Source organism: Pedobacter sp. AC163, from assembly GCF_979258665.1.
In genome coordinates, this window is record NZ_OZ409872.1 from 1,330,595 (window position 1) to 1,347,866 (window position 17,272).

A 17,272-nucleotide genomic window follows, 5' to 3' on the forward strand; every position below is an offset into this window, starting at 1 on the left:
TTTTTTATCACACCGAAACTATCGAAATGCTTCTCCAAATTCTAAGCTGCGCTACCATTGACGTTTTTAATTTACCGTCTTTGCCTGTCTGCGGCAGGCAGGCGATCCCAATTCTTCATCGGGAGAAACAATCTCATTTGTGGTATTATTTTATCAAATGAGATTGCTTCGTGCCTCGCAAGGACGAGCAAGTGATTTTACTTCTATTATAATCTATTTACAAGGCACTTCAGCAAACGTAAACTTACCCGCCTCGTAATTAATAGGTTTGCCCTTAACAAAATAAGACCGGCCTAAAGTGGTTTCAATTTGAGCAACCCCCATGATTAATTTCCCATCCTTCTTTAAAAAAGCCAAGGGATTTGTAAACGCTCTTGTAGTATCTGCGCCAGTGTTAAAACGATAATCAACCAACAAGGTATCACCGTTGAATTTCCCATCTATCTTCCCGTTGTTCTGAGGTTTATCACCATACTTAATTAACAATGAACCTGTAACTTTACCCGATGCCATTGTTTTTACAATCATAGCAGCGCTATCTTTTTCAAACGCCGAAGCATAACAGGTTTCATTAATTAGCGAATCTTTCTTTGCGGTTTCAGCTTTTTTATCTGATGAGTTACAAGCATATGCAAATGGGAATAGAGCAACGACAAGGTAAAAAATTTTGTTCTTCATCTTCTGAATTTTAAGGGTTGAACTGATTTATTAAATATAGGAATACGATGAAATGTTTTTGCTATTTCCACAAAAACATTCAAAGTTTATTTGACCCCCATGTAGTTCGGTTTTAACATTTCCTTTATTATTTTATATCTATTGATTTCATTAACTGTAATCCCATAAGCGATCAGGTACCTTCCATCAGGCCTAAAGATGATATCGCTTATCAAAGGATACTGGAGATCAAAAAACTTTGCAAAAAAACCATCACTGTCTCTAAAATTATTATAGAAAGCCTTATAAATACTGTCTGGATGCAGCTTTTTGTCGTAAATATTGAAGTAGCGAATATTTCCCCGCTTTTTCAAAAACTGATCGTGTGCCTTAAGGTGGTGATCATCTTTTGTCATTAATGGATATCCTTTTCTAATTTTATGTTCGATACCTGTATAGTAAGATACGATTAAGAGACTATTGGTATCTATTTTTGAAGTGGAATAAGTTTCAAGGAGTTTTCTTATCTGGCTTACATAGCTTATTGGTAATTTACCTTGCGCATAGCTCAATGATAATCTAATAAATGTTGCTGTATCAGTTTTATCATATCCCCATCCACCTTTATTTTTTAAAACCGATTGATTGAATTCACTGACACTAACGCTTTTTTGATTTTGGTCAATATAATACATCTTTTGTGCACATAATAAAGTTGGTTGAAGTAAACAGAGCAAACCAATTGCAACAAGGATCGTTGAAACTTTCATTCTACATCAAAATATTATGTTCCGGCGTAATAGCAGGCGGCAGGTCGGTTTCGTCAAGCATATCCCGCATATCAATTTCGATTGTTCTGGAGATGTTCGTGATCGGAACATCATTGGCATTACCTTCAAACGGATTGGAGGAGCTTTCTCCCACAACGTCTAAAGAATTAAAAACCCAGGTTAACAAAATAGCAAAAGGAATATTCAACCAAATTGAATAACCTTCAATCAAGGTGCCATTACCCAGTTTATTAAAGTCGTTAAGCAAACCATAAGGAACCAAAAACACGAAAAGATTAAGCATAATGGTCGCTATGGACGAGAAATGCCTCGGGTACGGAAAGTTTTTGATTCTTTCGGCTTTGCCTTGATTATCGTAAAAAACACTTATTGCGTTTTGCAAAGATTGCAATTGAAGATCGGATATACTTCCACTTGAAAATAACTTATTGATGTGGCTTGATTGTAGCGCCATCACTTGCGTAGCCTTATTTTTCTTTGTTAAAACGTAACTTAATTCGTCAGCTGAAAGATATTTAGCTAAAACTTCTTCAAGTTTGTCTATCTTTTCTGCTATATGGTAATTTCTGGAGTATTCAACATTTCGGGGATCATCCATATTTTCCCATGCCCGTGGTTCTCTAAGTTGAAAACGCAATGCTGTTAGCCAGGCAAAATGGCGGTAAAAAATCACTTTAACTTCATTACTTTTATCTTTTGATGCTAAAAAATCGCGGATCATTACACCAAATGCCCTGCTGATATTAATAATGCCGCCATAAATTTGTCGTGCTTCCCATAATCTCGAATAACTGGCGTTATTTTTAAAACCAATGATAAATGATACAGCTGTACCTAAAAGCGCAACCGGAACCCACGAAATAGAAAGAAAGGTAAAGCCACAAAAGTGATAAAGAATTGTTGGAATCACAGCAAGAATCGTTAAGCGATACAGATCTCTACGGGTCCATAAAATAAATTCGAAAAAGGTATACTTCTTTCCGGCATGCATAATTTAGTCTTTAGTTTCTTGTGAATGTTTGTTTGAGGGACAAACGAAGATAAAAAAATTTAAAAAATTTGATGATGCACTGAGGATAAACTTTCAGATCAGAATTCGACCGGACGGAAATAAACCCGGTTGAAGTGAAAATCTTTTTTGTAGCAGCAACCTTAAATAAAGCTGTCATGCTGAGGCACGAAGCATCTGCAACCTATGGAACAGCGGCTTCATACCTCAGTACGACAAAAGTTTACAAAAAAATTGGAACGAAAAACGGGGCTGTCGTAACCGATGCCCCGCTGAAATTGCTTTCCTCTAATTAAGAGTTTCCATTATGATATTTGGTTATGGTTCTCAAGAGTTTTGCCAAAAACATCGCCCATTTCCATTGTATTTACTCAACAGCCGCTCTAAACATTAAAGCGCCTACAGTTAAATTCGTTCTGCTATCTACTAAAATAGCTGAACCATTTGCCCGGTTATCATCATATAAATCGAAGGCCAAAGCGTCGGCAGTTTTAACGATTACCCGACCTATATCATTTAATTTAAATTCTTCTGCGGAATGTTTTTCTAGCGTATTGATATCGACCTTATGCAAAATTTCGCTGATTTTACATTTTGTTAATTTGCTATTATGCTGAATTAAGTATGTGATAGATGTATCTAGCGCCCGTCCATCCATCCAGCATAAGTCTGCCTCAATTAATCTCGATTCTTGTGGCAAAGCTGATGCATTCACAATGGTATCTCCACGACTTATATCTACATCATCTTTTAAATGAATAATAACCGACTGGCCTGCATGCGCAGCATCTGGAGTTTGATCGAAAAATTCAATCTTTTCGACAATAGAACTGGCTCCTGAAGGTAAAACTGTAACCTTATCATTCAGGTTAAAAGTTCCGCTCAGCACACGCCCGGCATAACCACGGTAATCGTGAAGCGCTTCCGTTTGCGGACGGATAACCCATTGTACCGGCATACGAGCTAAAGTTGATTTCTCCAGGCTATCGGTATCAACTTTTTCCAGAAAATGCAGCAAACTTTCGCCTTCGTACCAATCCATCCGCTCAGAATTCTGAACGATGTTATCTCCTTTTAGCGCACTAACTGGAATATAATTCACATCAACTAACTTCAGTTGTTGGGCTAATACTTTGTATTTATCGATGATAGAATTGTAAACATCCTGACTATAATCAACCATATCCATTTTGTTTATACAAACAACAATGTGTTTGATACCCAATAAAGAAACCAGGTAAGAATGGCGGATGGTTTGTTCAACAACGCCATTTCTGGCATCGATTAAAATAATGGCAAGGTTAGCTGTTGAAGCTCCGGTAACCATGTTTCTGGTGTATTGAATATGGCCAGGCGTATCAGCGATGATAAATTTGCGTTTATCAGTTTGAAAATATTTGTAAGCTACATCAATAGTAATTCCCTGTTCACGTTCTGCCCTTAAACCATCGGTTAAAATGGCCAAATCTATTGTTCCATCGTCGTTTTTACGATTGGAGCTTTGTAAGGCTTCCAATTGATCAGCTAAAATAGAATCTGTATCGTATAACAAACGGCCGATTAGGGTACTTTTACCATCATCTACGCTGCCTGCTGTGAAAAATTTTAATATGTTCATGTTTTTTAGTATTAAGATATTAGTATCTAGTATCAAGACGAATTTCAGTCTATCAATTCCATACCTAGTATCAAGATATTGGTATCAAGACAAATCACATAATGCCATTTCACTAGTCATAATGGATTGTCAAAAGTTTAGTTTTTAGTTGGCATCCAGTCTTGATACTTGATACTAACTGCTAAGTACTCCCTAAAAATACCCTCCTTTTTTCCTATCCTCCATTGCGGCTTCCGAAACTTTATCATCCATACGGGCACCACGTTCGGAGATTTTTGAAGCACTGATTTCAGTGATAATATCATCGATCAAAATTGCTTCAGACTCGACAGCAGCGGTGCAAGACATATCGCCAACGGTACGGAAGCGTACTTGTTTACGAAAAACGATATCTTCATCATCCATATTTAAAAACGGAGAAGCGGCCATCAATTGCCCGTTTCTGGTGATTACCTCACGCTCATGGGAGAAATAAATGCTTGGCAGTTCGATGTTTTCTCTTCGAATGTAGTTCCAAACATCAAGTTCGGTCCAGTTACTGATTGGGAATACACGCACATTCTCGCCCTTGTGGATTTTACCATTGTAAATATTCCATAGTTCAGGGCGTTGGCGTTTTGGATCCCACTGACCGAATTCATCACGAACAGAAAAGATACGTTCTTTTGCCCTGGCTTTTTCTTCATCTCTCCTAGCCCCTCCGATGCAGGCATCAAATTCATATTTTGCAATGGTATCTAACAAGGTAACGGTTTGCAAAGCATTTCTGCTGGCATTCTTACCTTTTTGTTCTACTACTTTTCCCTGGTCGATTGAGTCCTGAACAGAACCAACAATTAACCTTTCACCAATCCTTTCAATCATCTGATCACGATAGTCGATCGTTTCCTGAAAGTTATGTCCCGTATCAATGTGCACTAAAGGGAACGGAAATTTACCAGGGCGAAAAGCCTTTTCTGCCAAGCGAACCAAAGTAATCGAGTCTTTACCGCCAGAAAATAATAATGCCGGTTTCTCAAATTGCCCTGCAACTTCACGTAAAATGTGAATCGCCTCGGCCTCTAGTTCATCTAAGTAATCAAAATTATATGTACTCATTTATAAATGTTTGAATTTTGAATGAGAGAATAAGTGACTGTGATTTTCTACAGCCTAATCTCTTTTCAAATGTTATATTTTGTTGTTGTTATTGTTTGAAGTTGGAATGTTTTAAAGTTGAATTATATAGTTCCATACATTTCTATTTCTATAACCTCACCCTATCAATGTTAGGGCTTTGGCTTATTTTGTGCTTTCCCTCTCCTTGAAAAGAGGGATTTAAAGTTTCTACGGTTAAACATTCGGTTTAAGGCTGCTGCCCACGGTTTCCCTATCTTCAACGAGAGGGATGCAGTGAACCGCGTTTAATTTCTGGCTTTCATAGGGTGAGGTTTTTGCAATCGTCTTAATCACCCTCAACCTTTTTACCCTCAAGCTCCACAGCTTCCGTAGCATGCAAGCCACATTCCTTTTTACTTTGGTCTTCCCACCACCATCTGCCGGCTCTGAAATCTTCACCAGGTTGTACTGCTCTTGTACAAGGGGCACAGCCAATGCTCGGAAAACCTTTATCGTGTAAAGTATTGTAAACTATATTATTTTCTTTAATAAACGTTTTTACATCTTCCAAAGTCCAGTCAAAAATGGGGTGGAATTTGATCAATTGATTACCTTCATCCCATTCCAAATCGTGCATATCTTCGCGGTTAGCGCTCTGTTCAGCCCTAATCCCGGTTACCCAGATTTCGTTTCCTGTTAGCGCTCTTTTCAGTGGTTCAATTTTACGGATATAACAGCATTCTTTTCTATTCTCTACCGATTCGTAAAAACTGTTTGGACCCTTCGTATTCACCATATCCTGCAACAATTCATTTTTGGGATAATAAGCGTGAATGGGTTTGTTGTAAACTTCTAAAGTACGGTTCCAAACATAATAGGTTTCTGGAAATAAGCGACCCGTTTCCAGTGTGAACACTTTAATAGGAATATCATTGGCAAAAATTAAATGCGTAATGGCTTGGTCCTCCCAACCAAAACTGGTTGAAAAAATAATTCGATCTGCATATCTATTAGCCAAATACCGCAATTTCTCAATTTTATTTAAGCCTGTAAGTTCTGCCTTTAGTTGCTCTACTCCCATCACTAAATTAATTTTAAAATAAACAAGATCACACTACGCAAACTTACGATCATTACGATGATACCAACTGCTACCATGATCGTTTTCGCTGAAATTTTGTTTGAGACTCTTGCCGCTATTGGCGATGCGATTGCGCTGCCAATAATCAATCCTAAAACGGCTTCCCAGTGTTTGCCCCCTAACATCGTAAAAAAAGTTAAAGAACTTAGGGTTGCAATAAAAAATCTACTGATTTTTACCGTTCCTAATGAAAATAAGGGATGACGGCCACCAGCAATAAGACTTGAAAGCACGATAGAGCCCCATCCGCCACCAAAAGCAGCATCGATAAAACCACCCACAAAACCCAAAAATCCAATCTTTTTTATCTTTTGATCGGCTTTTTTTCTTTTAATATTGAATGCCTTCATCAAAATTATACCACCTAAAAACAAGGTATAAACAGCAACAACAGGCTTAACATAAGCACTATAATGCTCTAACGATGATAAAATGTATGCGCCTAAAACTGCACCAATCACTGCAGGAATGATGAGTATTTTAAACAACTTCCAGTTTACATTTCCCATGCGGTAGTGCATCCATCCGGCAATTCCATTACTCATCACCTCAGAGATATGAATGGCCATACTGGCTGATGCCGGCGGTAAACCCATTGCTAAAGAAAATGAAGCCGTAGTAACCCCATACGACATTCCAATAGCACCATCAATTAAAGCGAATACAAAGCCTGCGCCTAAGAACCAATAAAATAGTGGATCAATATTCAGCAGGAAAGTTTGAAATTCAGGTTCTGTATTCCAGAGCGTTAACCCGATAGAACCAATTAATAAAATTGCAGCGGTCCAGATCAGCCACTTAATATTGCGCTCTGCAAAGCTTTTTCGTGGATTGATTAAACTCTGTGTAACCTTATTCAGCTTCTTCACTTTCGACGAAAAATCGCCGTTAAGTGTTTGCCGCAAAGCACTCATATTTTGTAAAGTTTCATCCAGCTCTGCCGGAATTCCCTCGTTCAATATTTGCTTTAACCGTTTTGCAATCGTTGGTGATTTGCCATTTGTAGAAATCGCAATCTTTAAATCGCCTTTCTGAACGATTGAACCCAGATAGAAATCACATAAATCAGGTTTGTCGGCTACATTAATAAGCAAACCTTTTTCGTGTGTTACTACCCTTATTTCTTCGTTTAAAATATTGTTATTTGTTGCGGCGAAAACGATGTCGATATTTTCCAAATCGGAAACATCAAAGCTTTTCTGTTTCACTTTGATTTGTGGATAATCTGCGATAAGCGCATAAACCTCAGGAGAAACAATTTCGGCTACAATGGTAATTTTAGCCTGGCGACTGTTATTTACAATTGCTGCTAATTTCTCGAGCCCAATATTGCCCGCACCAATTAATAATGTACGTAGCTTATTCAGTTTAATAAAAACTGGAAAAAGCTGATTACCTTTTTCCTCATCAGAAAAAGGCAACGCATTATCAGGTTGGTTAGGCAATACTTGCATATTGTTTTACTAAGTTTTTAAATGAAGGATGTAAAGAAACTACCTCGCCAAAAATTAAAAGTGCAGGCGCCTTAATATTTTCCTGCTGCACTAAACTTTCAATGGTTTCTACTCTTCCAACAACTAGTTTTTCATCTTCAGATGATCCGTTTTGAACCACCGCTGCCGGCAAGTGTTGCTTGCCTGCAGCTTTGAAAATTTCTATAATTTTAGTTAGTTTTTTCAAGCCCATTAATACCAAAACTGTCGCATTAGATTCTGCTGCCTGATAGATATCATTGGAAACCTCTCCAGAAGTAGTTGTTCCGGTAATTACCCAAAAACTTTCGCTCAATCCGCGGTGTGTTACCGGAATTTGTTGCAAACCCGGAACCCCAATCGAACTCGAGATGCCAGGAATAACATCAACAGGAATGCTGAAAGATGCTGCATAATCCAATTCCTCGTAACCTCTGCCGAAAACGAAAGGGTCGCCGCCTTTTAGCCGAACCACATGGCCGTAATTTAAGGCGTAATCAATCATCAGTTTATTTATGGTTTCCTGCGGATACGAATGCTCCCCAGAACGCTTCCCCACGTATACTTTAATCGCATCAGCTGGCGCATGTTCTAATAAGGCTTCATTGGTTAAAGCATCGTATAAAACAACATCTGCAGCTTGCAAAGCTTTAACTCCTTTTAAGGTTAACAAATCCGGATCGCCCGGACCAGCGCCTAAAAGGGTAATTTTTGATTCTTTATGTTGATTAATCATATCGTTTAAATTATTGATTTTTGAATGAGTGATTTAGTGAATGTTTTTACAAGCGATTTTGCTACTTGCATACAATCATTCTCTCATTCAATAATTCTCTCATTCAGTAATTCTCTCATTCCTTACTTTACTACTACTGCTCTTTTTTCCTTAATCTGGTTTAAAAAAGCATCAGCTTCATTGAAGTATTTCTCGGCAAACTCGGCTGTCGGCTCGTTTTTATTGATTTGTAAAACCAAATCTGAAAAGTTGGTCGATAAATTAAATTCCCCGGTTTCCACATAGTGATTATCGAACTCTCTGATTACGCCAACCTGCGTGCTGCTGTTTACGCCCTTATCTAAAAGCAAAGATTTTGCTGCGCTTACGAAAGTGCTGTAAGTATGATAGATCGCGTCAGCGTAAGCACCTTTTTCTAAATTTTGCTTCGCCCAACCAAATTTTTCATCAGCCTCTAAAAGTAGAGTGGCTACCAAATCGATCACTACACCAGCACATTCACCAACGCCAATGGCAGTTACAAATTGTTCTACGTGGCCCCAATCCACAAATTCTTCTTGCTGAAGATTGGTTAAATCTGCCAATGGTTTTAAAAGTTGATAGAAGTGGTCTTTTCCTTTTCTATCATAATACTGATGGAAATTTTCGTTCTCTTGGTTGTTTGCTTTAAAATCATTTAAAATGAAATGCAAAACGCTGGTCGCTCTTTTCGATGGCACTTTAATCACACGTTCTGCCACACGGCCAACACCATTACCAACTGTTCCGCCGCCGAGCATTACCTGTACCGCTGGAACCACTTTCCCCTCGGCTTTTACCGAACTACCGTGGAAACCAATTTCTGCTAAACCATGCTGACCGCAAGAATTCATACATCCGCTGATCTTTATTTTGATGTTTTTCTCATAAATAAATTCAGGAAAATCGGTGTAAATCACATCTTCCAAAACCTCTGCTAAAGTCATAGAATTCGAAATTCCTAAATTACAAGTATCGGTGCCTGGGCAAGTGGTAATATCCGCCAGACTATCAAAACCAGCTGTTGTGAAACCAATCTTATTTAATGCAGAATATAATGATGGCAAGGCATTTTCGCGAACAAATTTCAGAAGCAAACCCTGATTTTGAGTGATGCGGATTTCATCAGCAACATAAGGCTTAACGGCATCAACAAAAGCACGGGCTTTATCAGTCTTGATATCGCCAACCTGCACTTTCACATAAACGTTATAAAAACCATCTTGCTTTTGCGGAACAACGTTAGTTGCGAACCAATGTTTATAATGCGTTTCATTTAGAATTTCAACTGCCGCGTATTCTTGCTCCAACGGTAACGCTGGCTGTTGAACGACATCTCTATCGATTTTAAAAGTTTTAACCTTGTTCGCTATTCGCTCTTCAGCAACAAGACGTAGAACTTCTTCTAAGCCCAACTTCTGAACTAAATATTTTAAACGGGCTTTATTTCTATTTGTTCGTTCCCCGTAACGATCAAAAACACGCAAAACCGATTCTGTAAAAGGAATTAGCTGATCTTCGTGCAAAAACTCATGAATTGGACTAGCTAAAAATGGTTGTGCACCAAGGCCACCAGCAAACAGCACCTTAAAACCACGTTCGCCGTTTTCGTCAATTTTTGGGATAAAACCTAAATCATGAATATAACTAAAGGCCGTATCCTTATCGCTGGAAGAGAAAGAAATTTTAATCTTTCTGCCCATCTCCTGGCAAATCGGGTTACGCAAAAAATACTTGAAAACTGCATGCGCATAAGGCGAAACATCAAAGGGTTCGTCTTTATCAATTCCAGCATTTGGTGAAGCCGTTACGTTACGAACGGTATTTCCGCAAGCCTCACGAAGCGTAATATCATCTTGCTCGAGCTTTGCCCAAAGTTCTGGCGTTCTATCCAAACTCACATAGTGCAATTGAATATCCTGACGGGTAGTTAGGTGTAAATTGCCACTTCCATATTCATCGGCGATATCCGCAATACGCAACAATTGCTTAAAAGTAACCTTGCCAAATGGAAGTTTAATCCTGATCATTTGTACACCAGGCTGTCTTTGTCCGTAAACACCACGGGCTAAACGTAAACTTCTAAATTTCTCATCGTGAATGGTTCCATCTCGAAAAGCTTTAATCTTGTTCTCTAAATCGATAATGTCCTGCTCGACAATCGGATTTTCGAGTTCTGTTCTGAAACTTTGCATATTGTGTTGTTAGCTTTATTCAAAAAATGCCTCTCTTATAACTGAGAAGCATCAAATATTTTATACCTATAAATTATCCAAATACCTTCCCCTATTGCGTTTTACAACAATATTGCATCGATATATTAAAAATTTGGATAGATATAAAATTGAAGTTCATCTGCCAAATATATAAAGTATATAGGAATAGTAGTAATTTTTCTTAAAAAAGTTTGTGTCGTGAATATTAGAAGTACAGTTAGCTGCAATTCACACCGAGAAAAATAAGAGTTGATTGAAGAAAAAATCGAATACACTGTGAGGTGTTTTCACAACGTGATGATATGAACAGCAAACGTTATAGGATTACTTCGTTCCTCGCAAAAGCGAACAAGCAAAATACACAATACGCAATTCCGACCATCATTGTTCGCCTGAGGCGGCGAGACGACGAGCGAAGAAATCTTAATGATACCTACTAAAAAGAAAAAATATACGAAACGTAACGGTTTAAATACTATCGATCCCCAACTTCAACGTATCTTCCCTACCGATGACATCAGCAATGCTGGTTTCACTGAGCACCTTAAGTGTAGCATCTCTTACATCGATAAATGCACTTCGAATACCACAGGTTTTTTCGTCGACACATTCATCACATTTGTGGTAAAAATTTAAGCTGGCACAAGGAACCATAGCAATTGGCCCATCGGTAACACACATTACCTGTACCAACAGAATTTCTTCAGGCTTTTTGTTTAAACTGTAGCCACCACCAGCACCTTTCTTACTGTATAAAAAGCCGGCGTTCCGCAAATCTAACAGAATTTGTTCTAAGAACTTTTTAGGAATATGCTCCTCCTCAGCAATCTTTGAGATTTGCATAGGTGGTTTTTCTACATTTTTGCCAAGCGCAACAAGTGCTTTAATGGCGTATTTAGTCTTTTTTGATAGCATATATCTTACAAAGCTAATAAATTAAGTACAATTATGAAATATGCAAATATGTGTTCAGTGAGCATCACTCATTGCCATATATTCAAAAGATGATATAAATAATTATATCTTTAGAAATTAAATTAAGTTAGTGCTTAAAGTTATCAAAACCTTAGATGTTAGCCAGCATAAAATTAGCACAGAATCGAAACTGTTTGCTGTTTTATGTCTTTGTTTATTTTCGATCTCACTAATCAATATCGCCGCAAACTTTTTCCTTGGTCTGGTTTGGTTTCTTAATTTATATATTTTTTTAGGGTCCTTCGTCCATTTAGCTTTTTTTTATTACGCCATAAAAGATCGAGTTAGCGAGGCTGGACGATTTTGGTATTTTATTTATAATATCGCATCTATCGCTCCAGCCTGGTTTTTAAACGACGGAATAAAAGGCTCTACCCCATTATTTTTTGTATTCTATTTGAGTATTGCGATGCTATCTCTTTCGTTGCGATATAGATTGATATTTGTTGTCTTTTTTTTTATCATCACTGCACTATGCGTGGTGTTAGAAACTTTTTTCCCTCACCTACTCATTCCATATCCAAGTGATGATGCCAGGAATATGGATATCATTCTGGCTTTTATAGACATTTCTGTTATGATGATTGTGATGCTCACGATCTATAAAAAAGTGGCAGATTATGATCGCTTTCTGATGGTAAAAAGTAAGCTCAGGTTAGAAAACTCACAGAAGGAATTAATTATTGCCAAAGAAAATGCAGAGGCTGCGACAGTGGCCAAATCAAGTTTCCTTGCCAATATGAGCCACGAGATCAGGACTCCGCTAAATGGTATTACCGGAGCTTCAGAACTGTTGAAACTCACCAACCTTAATCACGAACAAAGCGAGTTGCTCAATACCTTACAAGCGAGTAACAGCATCATGATCGATATTGTTAACGACCTGCTTGACATCTCAAAGATTGAAGCTAATAAGATGGAGATTCACAATCTGCCATTCGATATTAGAAACTGTATTATAAACGTTGAAAACATCATCCGTCCCTTTTTTATTAAAAAAGATTTGGAGTTTATTATCGAAATCGACTCAAAAGTACCTGAATTATTAGTTACTGATGAAATTAAATATAAGCAAATCGTTATCAACCTATTGAGTAATGCTGCAAAATTTACCGAACATGGTTACGTTAAACTGAGTTTGAAATATGCAGAACAAAATGGTGTAAAACAGCTCGTTACTTTAATTAAAGATACCGGAATTGGTATTGATAAGGATGGGATGACTAAGCTCTTTCTTCCATTTTCGCAAATTAATCCCTCTGCAACCCGGCAGTTTGGCGGTGCAGGTTTAGGACTTTTAATCTGCAGGAAACTGGCTGAAATGATGGGTGGAAAAATTTGGGTTAGTAGTGAAATAGGATCCGGTTCGGCCTTCACCTTTGAAATACCTGCAAATTCCTATCAGGAAATTCCACCAGCCAAACATAAAAAGAGAACAGTCAAAATCACAAACATGGTTCCTATTGCTGGAATGAATATTTTGATAGCTGAGGATAATGTCTTCAACCAGGTTATTACCTCGAAAATGCTCGAAAAATCTGGCTATAAACACATTATCGCAAACGATGGTTTAGAAGCTGTGAAAATGGTGAAAGAAACGCATTTTAATATCATTTTGATGGACATGCAAATGCCAAATATGGATGGAGTATCTGCATCTAAAGAAATATTAAAATATTATGATGAAAATAATATTGCCCCACCAATAATTATTGGCTGTAGTGCCAATGCTATGCAAGAGGATATTGAAAAATGCTTAGCGGCTGGCATGAAAGATTTCTTAGCAAAACCTTTCACTTTAGATGATCTCCGCATGGTCATGATCAAGTGGACCAAAATTGAAGAACGCATTTAATCAAACAACCGTAAAAATAGTTCCAGTTTGAAACTTAAGTAGCTAACCCCACGTTTAAAATCTATTTTTACATCCATACTTCATTTTTTCTTTATGAAACGAAAGATTAACTTCTTACCCATACTTGCCATAGTTGTTCTATTTTTTGCGCTTAATTCTTATGTGCTTTCAGGCTTTGGCACGCTCAATCAATCTACCTTACTGGCTCCATTTTTTTGGGTATTCATTATTGGATTAGCAGTTGCCTTATTTTTCGCGATTACACAAATGCGGGCAAATGGAATGGGTAAATTTTTCCAAATTATTACGCATGCATTTTTAATCGTGTTTACCGCGGAAGTAGTTTTTGCTTTTTTTCTACTCGTTGGAGATTTATTTAGGTTGGTTCTTTCGATATCCTCCAACTTTCAACCAGATGGATTTCAGGTGTTGGGGCGAAGCATTTATTGGGTAGATTTTGCCTTTGTGATGTTCTGCCTTACCGTTCTACTGTTCATTTTTGGGATTACGAGAGGCAAATATGCCTACAGGGTGATCAAACACAGCCTTTATTTCGATGATTTACCGGACAGTTTTGACGGATTCACCATTACGCAAATCTCCGACATTCATTCGGGAAGCTTTACTAAACCAAAGCAGGTACAAAAAGGCATCGACTTGATTAATGCGCAAAAAAGTGACCTGTTTGTTTTCACCGGCGATTTGGTAAACAATGCCGCTTCGGAAATCGCACCCTATATTGGCCATTTTTCGCAAATAAAAGCGCCATTCGGCCAATTTTCCGTGTTGGGCAATCATGATTATGGAGACTATATCAAATGGCCATCTGAAGCAGATAAGATTAAAAATTTACAGCAATTAAAAAGCTATCATGCCGAACTTGGATTTAAACTACTATTGGATGAACATGTAGAGTTAACCAAAAATGGGGATAAAATTATTCTTGCAGGGATCGAAAACTGGGGACTTGGATTTGGGGAACGTGGCGATTTGGCGAAGGCTTTGGCTGGCACAAATGTGAACGATTTTAAGGTGTTGCTTTCTCATGATCCATCGCATTGGGAGGCACAGGTGAAAAATAATCCATCAAAAATTCAGCTGGCATTGGCTGGCCATACTCACGGGATGCAATTCGGTATTGAAGCGTTTGGCATTAAATGGAGCCCGGTTAAATATCGTTATAAACATTGGGGAGGCATAAAATTTGAAAACGGACGATATTTAAATGTGAACAGGGGCTTTGGCTTTTTAGGTTTTTCGGGCAGAATTGGAATCTGGCCGGAGATCACCGTGATTGAGCTTAAAAAGAGCGCAAATAAATGAAATCACTTATCATACGCATATATTTAGCCGTTTAATATTATCTTGTTATAAAATTATAAAACAGATGAAGTTATTACTTTTCTTCCTTTTCACATTTTCAATGTCCGAAACACCAACTATTGAAAAAGACAGAGAAAGATGGAAGCCTTATTACTCCGATACCAAACCTCAAAAAAATGCTGAAAACTGGTTCTTACCGTTTGATGTAAGCGATCGGAAAAAGATTAGCAACATCAAGATTATTAGCATTTTCGGCGATCATCGGGATAGTTATTACAAAGGCCATATTCACACTGCTATTGATATTAATCCGGTAAAACCTACAACAAAATTAATTCCGGTTTATGCCATGGCCAATGGCGTAGTTTGTTCCGTTCATTTAGGTGAAAACCAAAAAACGGTGGTGGTTAGACATACTTTGAAAGATGGGAAAACCATGTTTACCAGCTACAAACACTTAAAAGAAGTTTATGTGAGCAACGGGCAACAGGTAGATGAAAAAACCAAATTAGCTCGATTATTAGCAAAAGACGAAAGCAAAAAGTATGGTGGCGACTACCATCATCTTCATTTAGAAATACGCAAAAAGTTTGATGATTACGGTTGCGCAAGCTGGCTTACGTTTAATAATGCACAACTAAATGATCGCTTTTACAATCCTCAGGTATTTTTAAAACAATATGTAAAATAAACAGGCTGAATTTGAGGATAAAGCTGATGATTGATCAATGCTGAAGTATTTGAAATTATACTAACTCCTAATCATCTTCAGATTATTAAGTGGAAAATCGTGAAAAGATTAAAAAATCTGTTCAACACCTACAATCGAAATGGATCAGCAAAACATATTCACTATATCTTGTAAGTCAAATTAATAGTAACTCAAACAAATGCTGCTTTATTTAGTTTACCTTTAGGCGCTGAAGATTATAAAGCAATATATGACCATTTATCCTTTACCAAACAACGAGCCTGAGAGATTAAATGCTCTAGGATCTTATAATATTTTAGGAAGTGGACAGGAACAAGATTTCGATGATTTAACAAAGCTGGCAGCCGAAATTTGTCAAACCCCAATTGCTTTGGTTACCATTTTGGATGACAAGACGCAGTGGTTTAAATCGAACTTCGGTACAGAACTCACTCAAACTTCGAGAGAAGTTGCTTTTTGTTCTCATTCTATTGCTGGCAATGGCGATATCATGATCGTTAATAATGCGTTGACGGATGCCCGATTTGCGCAAAATCCTTTGGTTACCGGACATCCGGAAATTATTTTTTATGCTGGCGTACCACTGATTAATCCTGAGGGTTTTGCTTTGGGAACCTTGTGCGTGATCGACCACCAGGAAAAAGGATTAACTGATAGTCAGATTGCTGCGCTAAAAATTCTTGCCAAACAGGCGCAGCACCAGTTAGAATTAAGAAGGAAGGTTAACGAGTTGGAGCTTGCTAACGCCGCCTTGAGTGAAGCGAATCTTTTTATAGAAAAGTTTGCACAGCGGGTAGCTCACGACATTAAGAATCCCTTATCCAGCATTATTTTATCTGCAGAATCTTTAAGGAAGAAATTCGATACACAAGGCGATGAAAAAGCAGTGAGACTAATTCAAATTGCCTTGCGCTCTGCCAGGAATTTGGTGACGTATGTTGATGACATGCTTGATTATTCGAAAGCACCTTCAACATTATTAGCAAGGCAAGAAGATGTTGATTTTCGTTTCCTTTTGGAAAATTTAATTCCGATGTTAAATGTGCCTCAAGATTTCGAGATTACCATGCCTGAAAGCGTAAGCATCAAAACTTCTAAAATTGCGATGGAACAAATTATGCTCAATTTATTAAGCAATGCCATTCGCTACAACGATAAAAATAAACCACAAATCCAGGTTTCTTGTTGTTTAGAAGATGATCAATATATATTATCTGTGAAAGATAATGGCAGAGGAATTTCACCGGAGAACCTACAAAATATTTTTCGAGAAGGCTTTACGGCCCAAGGAAATGATCGCTTTAACCGAAAAGGTAATGGCTTTGGGCTAGATGCAGTTAGTAGCCTGGTAGCCAAACTGCAGGGCAGCATTAAAGTCGACTCGATATTGGAGCAAGGAACCACCATTTTTATCTCGCTTCCTGCTTAATTAATTTTTAGCGATATCCTTTTTTATCAAAAGTGATAATGGAAAGTCCTGGCTCTATTAAGCCAGACTTTCACCTAATCGTATCTAATAGCAATCGTTAAAATTCTTTTGAGCCTAGTGCTTTATCAAACAAAATTCCATTTACCATTTTTAAGTTAAATGTTAGCTTACGTTTGGCTATCGATTGACTAAAAAATCAAGATGGAATTACACAAAAAAAGC

Annotated in this window: 15 protein-coding genes; 5 read left to right on the top strand and 10 right to left on the bottom strand. The window is 37.7% G+C overall.

The window, feature by feature from the left end:
- Positions 1 to 213 precede the first annotated feature (213 nt).
- From ACZZZK_RS05530 to ACZZZK_RS05540, 3 genes are all read right to left on the bottom strand, one after another.
- Entirely contained in the window at positions 214 to 678 is a 465-nt protein-coding gene (locus ACZZZK_RS05530; protein WP_463483261.1) for a hypothetical protein, read from the bottom strand.
- Positions 679 to 764: 86 nt separating this feature from the next.
- The gene (locus ACZZZK_RS05535; protein WP_463483262.1) at positions 765 to 1,352 is read right to left on the bottom strand and encodes a hypothetical protein; all 588 of its coding nucleotides are present in this window, start codon (positions 1,350 to 1,352) and stop codon (positions 765 to 767) included.
- A gap of 76 nt (positions 1,353 to 1,428) precedes the next feature.
- Positions 1,429 to 2,439: a bestrophin family protein gene (locus ACZZZK_RS05540; protein WP_463483263.1), complete on the bottom strand. Its 1,011-nt coding sequence runs from the start codon at positions 2,437 to 2,439 to the stop codon at positions 1,429 to 1,431.
- 176 nt (positions 2,440 to 2,615) lie between these two features.
- Here ACZZZK_RS05540 and ACZZZK_RS05545 point away from each other — a divergent pair, with 176 nt between their 5' ends.
- A complete protein-coding gene (locus ACZZZK_RS05545; RefSeq protein ID WP_463483264.1) occupies positions 2,616 to 2,753 on the top strand; it encodes a hypothetical protein in 138 nt (45 codons plus the stop codon).
- A gap of 71 nt (positions 2,754 to 2,824) precedes the next feature.
- Here ACZZZK_RS05545 and ACZZZK_RS05550 read toward each other — a convergent pair whose 3' ends face one another.
- The 7 genes from ACZZZK_RS05550 to ACZZZK_RS05580 form a co-directional block, all read right to left on the bottom strand.
- On the bottom strand, positions 2,825 to 4,075 hold the full coding sequence (locus ACZZZK_RS05550) for a sulfate adenylyltransferase subunit 1 (protein WP_463483265.1): 1,251 nt from the start codon (positions 4,073 to 4,075) through the stop codon (positions 2,825 to 2,827).
- Between the two features lie 192 nt (positions 4,076 to 4,267).
- On the bottom strand, positions 4,268 to 5,173 hold the full coding sequence (cysD, locus tag ACZZZK_RS05555) for a sulfate adenylyltransferase subunit CysD (RefSeq protein ID WP_463483266.1): 906 nt from the start codon (positions 5,171 to 5,173) through the stop codon (positions 4,268 to 4,270).
- Between the two features lie 346 nt (positions 5,174 to 5,519).
- Positions 5,520 to 6,254, bottom strand: coding sequence for a phosphoadenylyl-sulfate reductase (locus tag ACZZZK_RS05560; RefSeq protein ID WP_463483267.1), 735 nt, complete (start codon positions 6,252 to 6,254; stop codon positions 5,520 to 5,522).
- Between the two features lie 2 nt (positions 6,255 to 6,256).
- A complete protein-coding gene (locus tag ACZZZK_RS05565) occupies positions 6,257 to 7,768 on the bottom strand; it encodes a TSUP family transporter (protein ID WP_463483268.1) in 1,512 nt (503 codons plus the stop codon).
- Positions 7,752 to 8,522, bottom strand: coding sequence for a uroporphyrinogen-III C-methyltransferase (cobA, locus tag ACZZZK_RS05570; protein ID WP_463483269.1), 771 nt, complete (start codon positions 8,520 to 8,522; stop codon positions 7,752 to 7,754). Before cobA ends, ACZZZK_RS05565 begins: the two co-directional genes overlap by 17 nt.
- A 122-nt stretch (positions 8,523 to 8,644) precedes the next feature.
- Positions 8,645 to 10,735: a HEPN domain-containing protein gene (locus ACZZZK_RS05575; protein WP_463483270.1), complete on the bottom strand. Its 2,091-nt coding sequence runs from the start codon at positions 10,733 to 10,735 to the stop codon at positions 8,645 to 8,647.
- 489 nt (positions 10,736 to 11,224) lie between these two features.
- On the bottom strand, positions 11,225 to 11,671 hold the full coding sequence (locus ACZZZK_RS05580; RefSeq protein ID WP_463483271.1) for an RrF2 family transcriptional regulator: 447 nt from the start codon (positions 11,669 to 11,671) through the stop codon (positions 11,225 to 11,227).
- A 130-nt stretch (positions 11,672 to 11,801) separates the two neighbouring features.
- On the opposite strand from ACZZZK_RS05580, the gene ACZZZK_RS05585 reads away from it, so the two are divergent.
- The 4 genes from ACZZZK_RS05585 (at position 11,802) to ACZZZK_RS05600 (ending at position 17,050) form a co-directional block, all read left to right on the top strand.
- Positions 11,802 to 13,586, top strand: coding sequence for an ATP-binding protein (locus ACZZZK_RS05585; protein WP_463483272.1), 1,785 nt, complete (start codon positions 11,802 to 11,804; stop codon positions 13,584 to 13,586).
- Between the two features lie 93 nt (positions 13,587 to 13,679).
- On the top strand, positions 13,680 to 14,909 hold the full coding sequence (locus ACZZZK_RS05590; RefSeq protein ID WP_463483273.1) for a metallophosphoesterase: 1,230 nt from the start codon (positions 13,680 to 13,682) through the stop codon (positions 14,907 to 14,909).
- A gap of 64 nt (positions 14,910 to 14,973) precedes the next feature.
- Entirely contained in the window at positions 14,974 to 15,600 is a 627-nt protein-coding gene (locus tag ACZZZK_RS05595) for a M23 family metallopeptidase (protein ID WP_463483274.1), read from the top strand.
- 250 nt (positions 15,601 to 15,850) lie between these two features.
- Complete coding sequence (locus tag ACZZZK_RS05600; protein ID WP_463483275.1) at positions 15,851 to 17,050, top strand: GAF domain-containing sensor histidine kinase; 1,200 nt, start codon at positions 15,851 to 15,853, stop codon at positions 17,048 to 17,050.
- Positions 17,051 to 17,272: the final 222 nt, after the last annotated feature.

Coding starts and splice junctions, on each gene's coding strand:
- ACZZZK_RS05545 (WP_463483264.1), top strand. CDS start 2,616: ATGCTGAGGCACGAAGCATCTGCAACCTATGGAACAGCGGCTTCATAC.
- ACZZZK_RS05535 (WP_463483262.1), bottom strand. CDS start 1,352: ATGTATTATATTGACCAAAATCAAAAAAGCGTTAGTGTCAGTGAATTC.
- ACZZZK_RS05540 (WP_463483263.1), bottom strand. CDS start 2,439: ATGCATGCCGGAAAGAAGTATACCTTTTTCGAATTTATTTTATGGACC.
- cobA (WP_463483269.1), bottom strand. CDS start 8,522: ATGATTAATCAACATAAAGAATCAAAAATTACCCTTTTAGGCGCTGGT.
- ACZZZK_RS05590 (WP_463483273.1), top strand. CDS start 13,680: ATGAAACGAAAGATTAACTTCTTACCCATACTTGCCATAGTTGTTCTA.
- ACZZZK_RS05530 (WP_463483261.1), bottom strand. CDS start 678: ATGAAGAACAAAATTTTTTACCTTGTCGTTGCTCTATTCCCATTTGCA.
- cysD (WP_463483266.1), bottom strand. CDS start 5,173: ATGAGTACATATAATTTTGATTACTTAGATGAACTAGAGGCCGAGGCG.
- ACZZZK_RS05575 (WP_463483270.1), bottom strand. CDS start 10,735: ATGCAAAGTTTCAGAACAGAACTCGAAAATCCGATTGTCGAGCAGGAC.
- ACZZZK_RS05560 (WP_463483267.1), bottom strand. CDS start 6,254: ATGGGAGTAGAGCAACTAAAGGCAGAACTTACAGGCTTAAATAAAATT.
- ACZZZK_RS05565 (WP_463483268.1), bottom strand. CDS start 7,768: ATGCAAGTATTGCCTAACCAACCTGATAATGCGTTGCCTTTTTCTGAT.
- ACZZZK_RS05550 (WP_463483265.1), bottom strand. CDS start 4,075: ATGAACATATTAAAATTTTTCACAGCAGGCAGCGTAGATGATGGTAAA.
- ACZZZK_RS05595 (WP_463483274.1), top strand. CDS start 14,974: ATGAAGTTATTACTTTTCTTCCTTTTCACATTTTCAATGTCCGAAACA.
- ACZZZK_RS05580 (WP_463483271.1), bottom strand. CDS start 11,671: ATGCTATCAAAAAAGACTAAATACGCCATTAAAGCACTTGTTGCGCTT.
- ACZZZK_RS05600 (WP_463483275.1), top strand. CDS start 15,851: ATGACCATTTATCCTTTACCAAACAACGAGCCTGAGAGATTAAATGCT.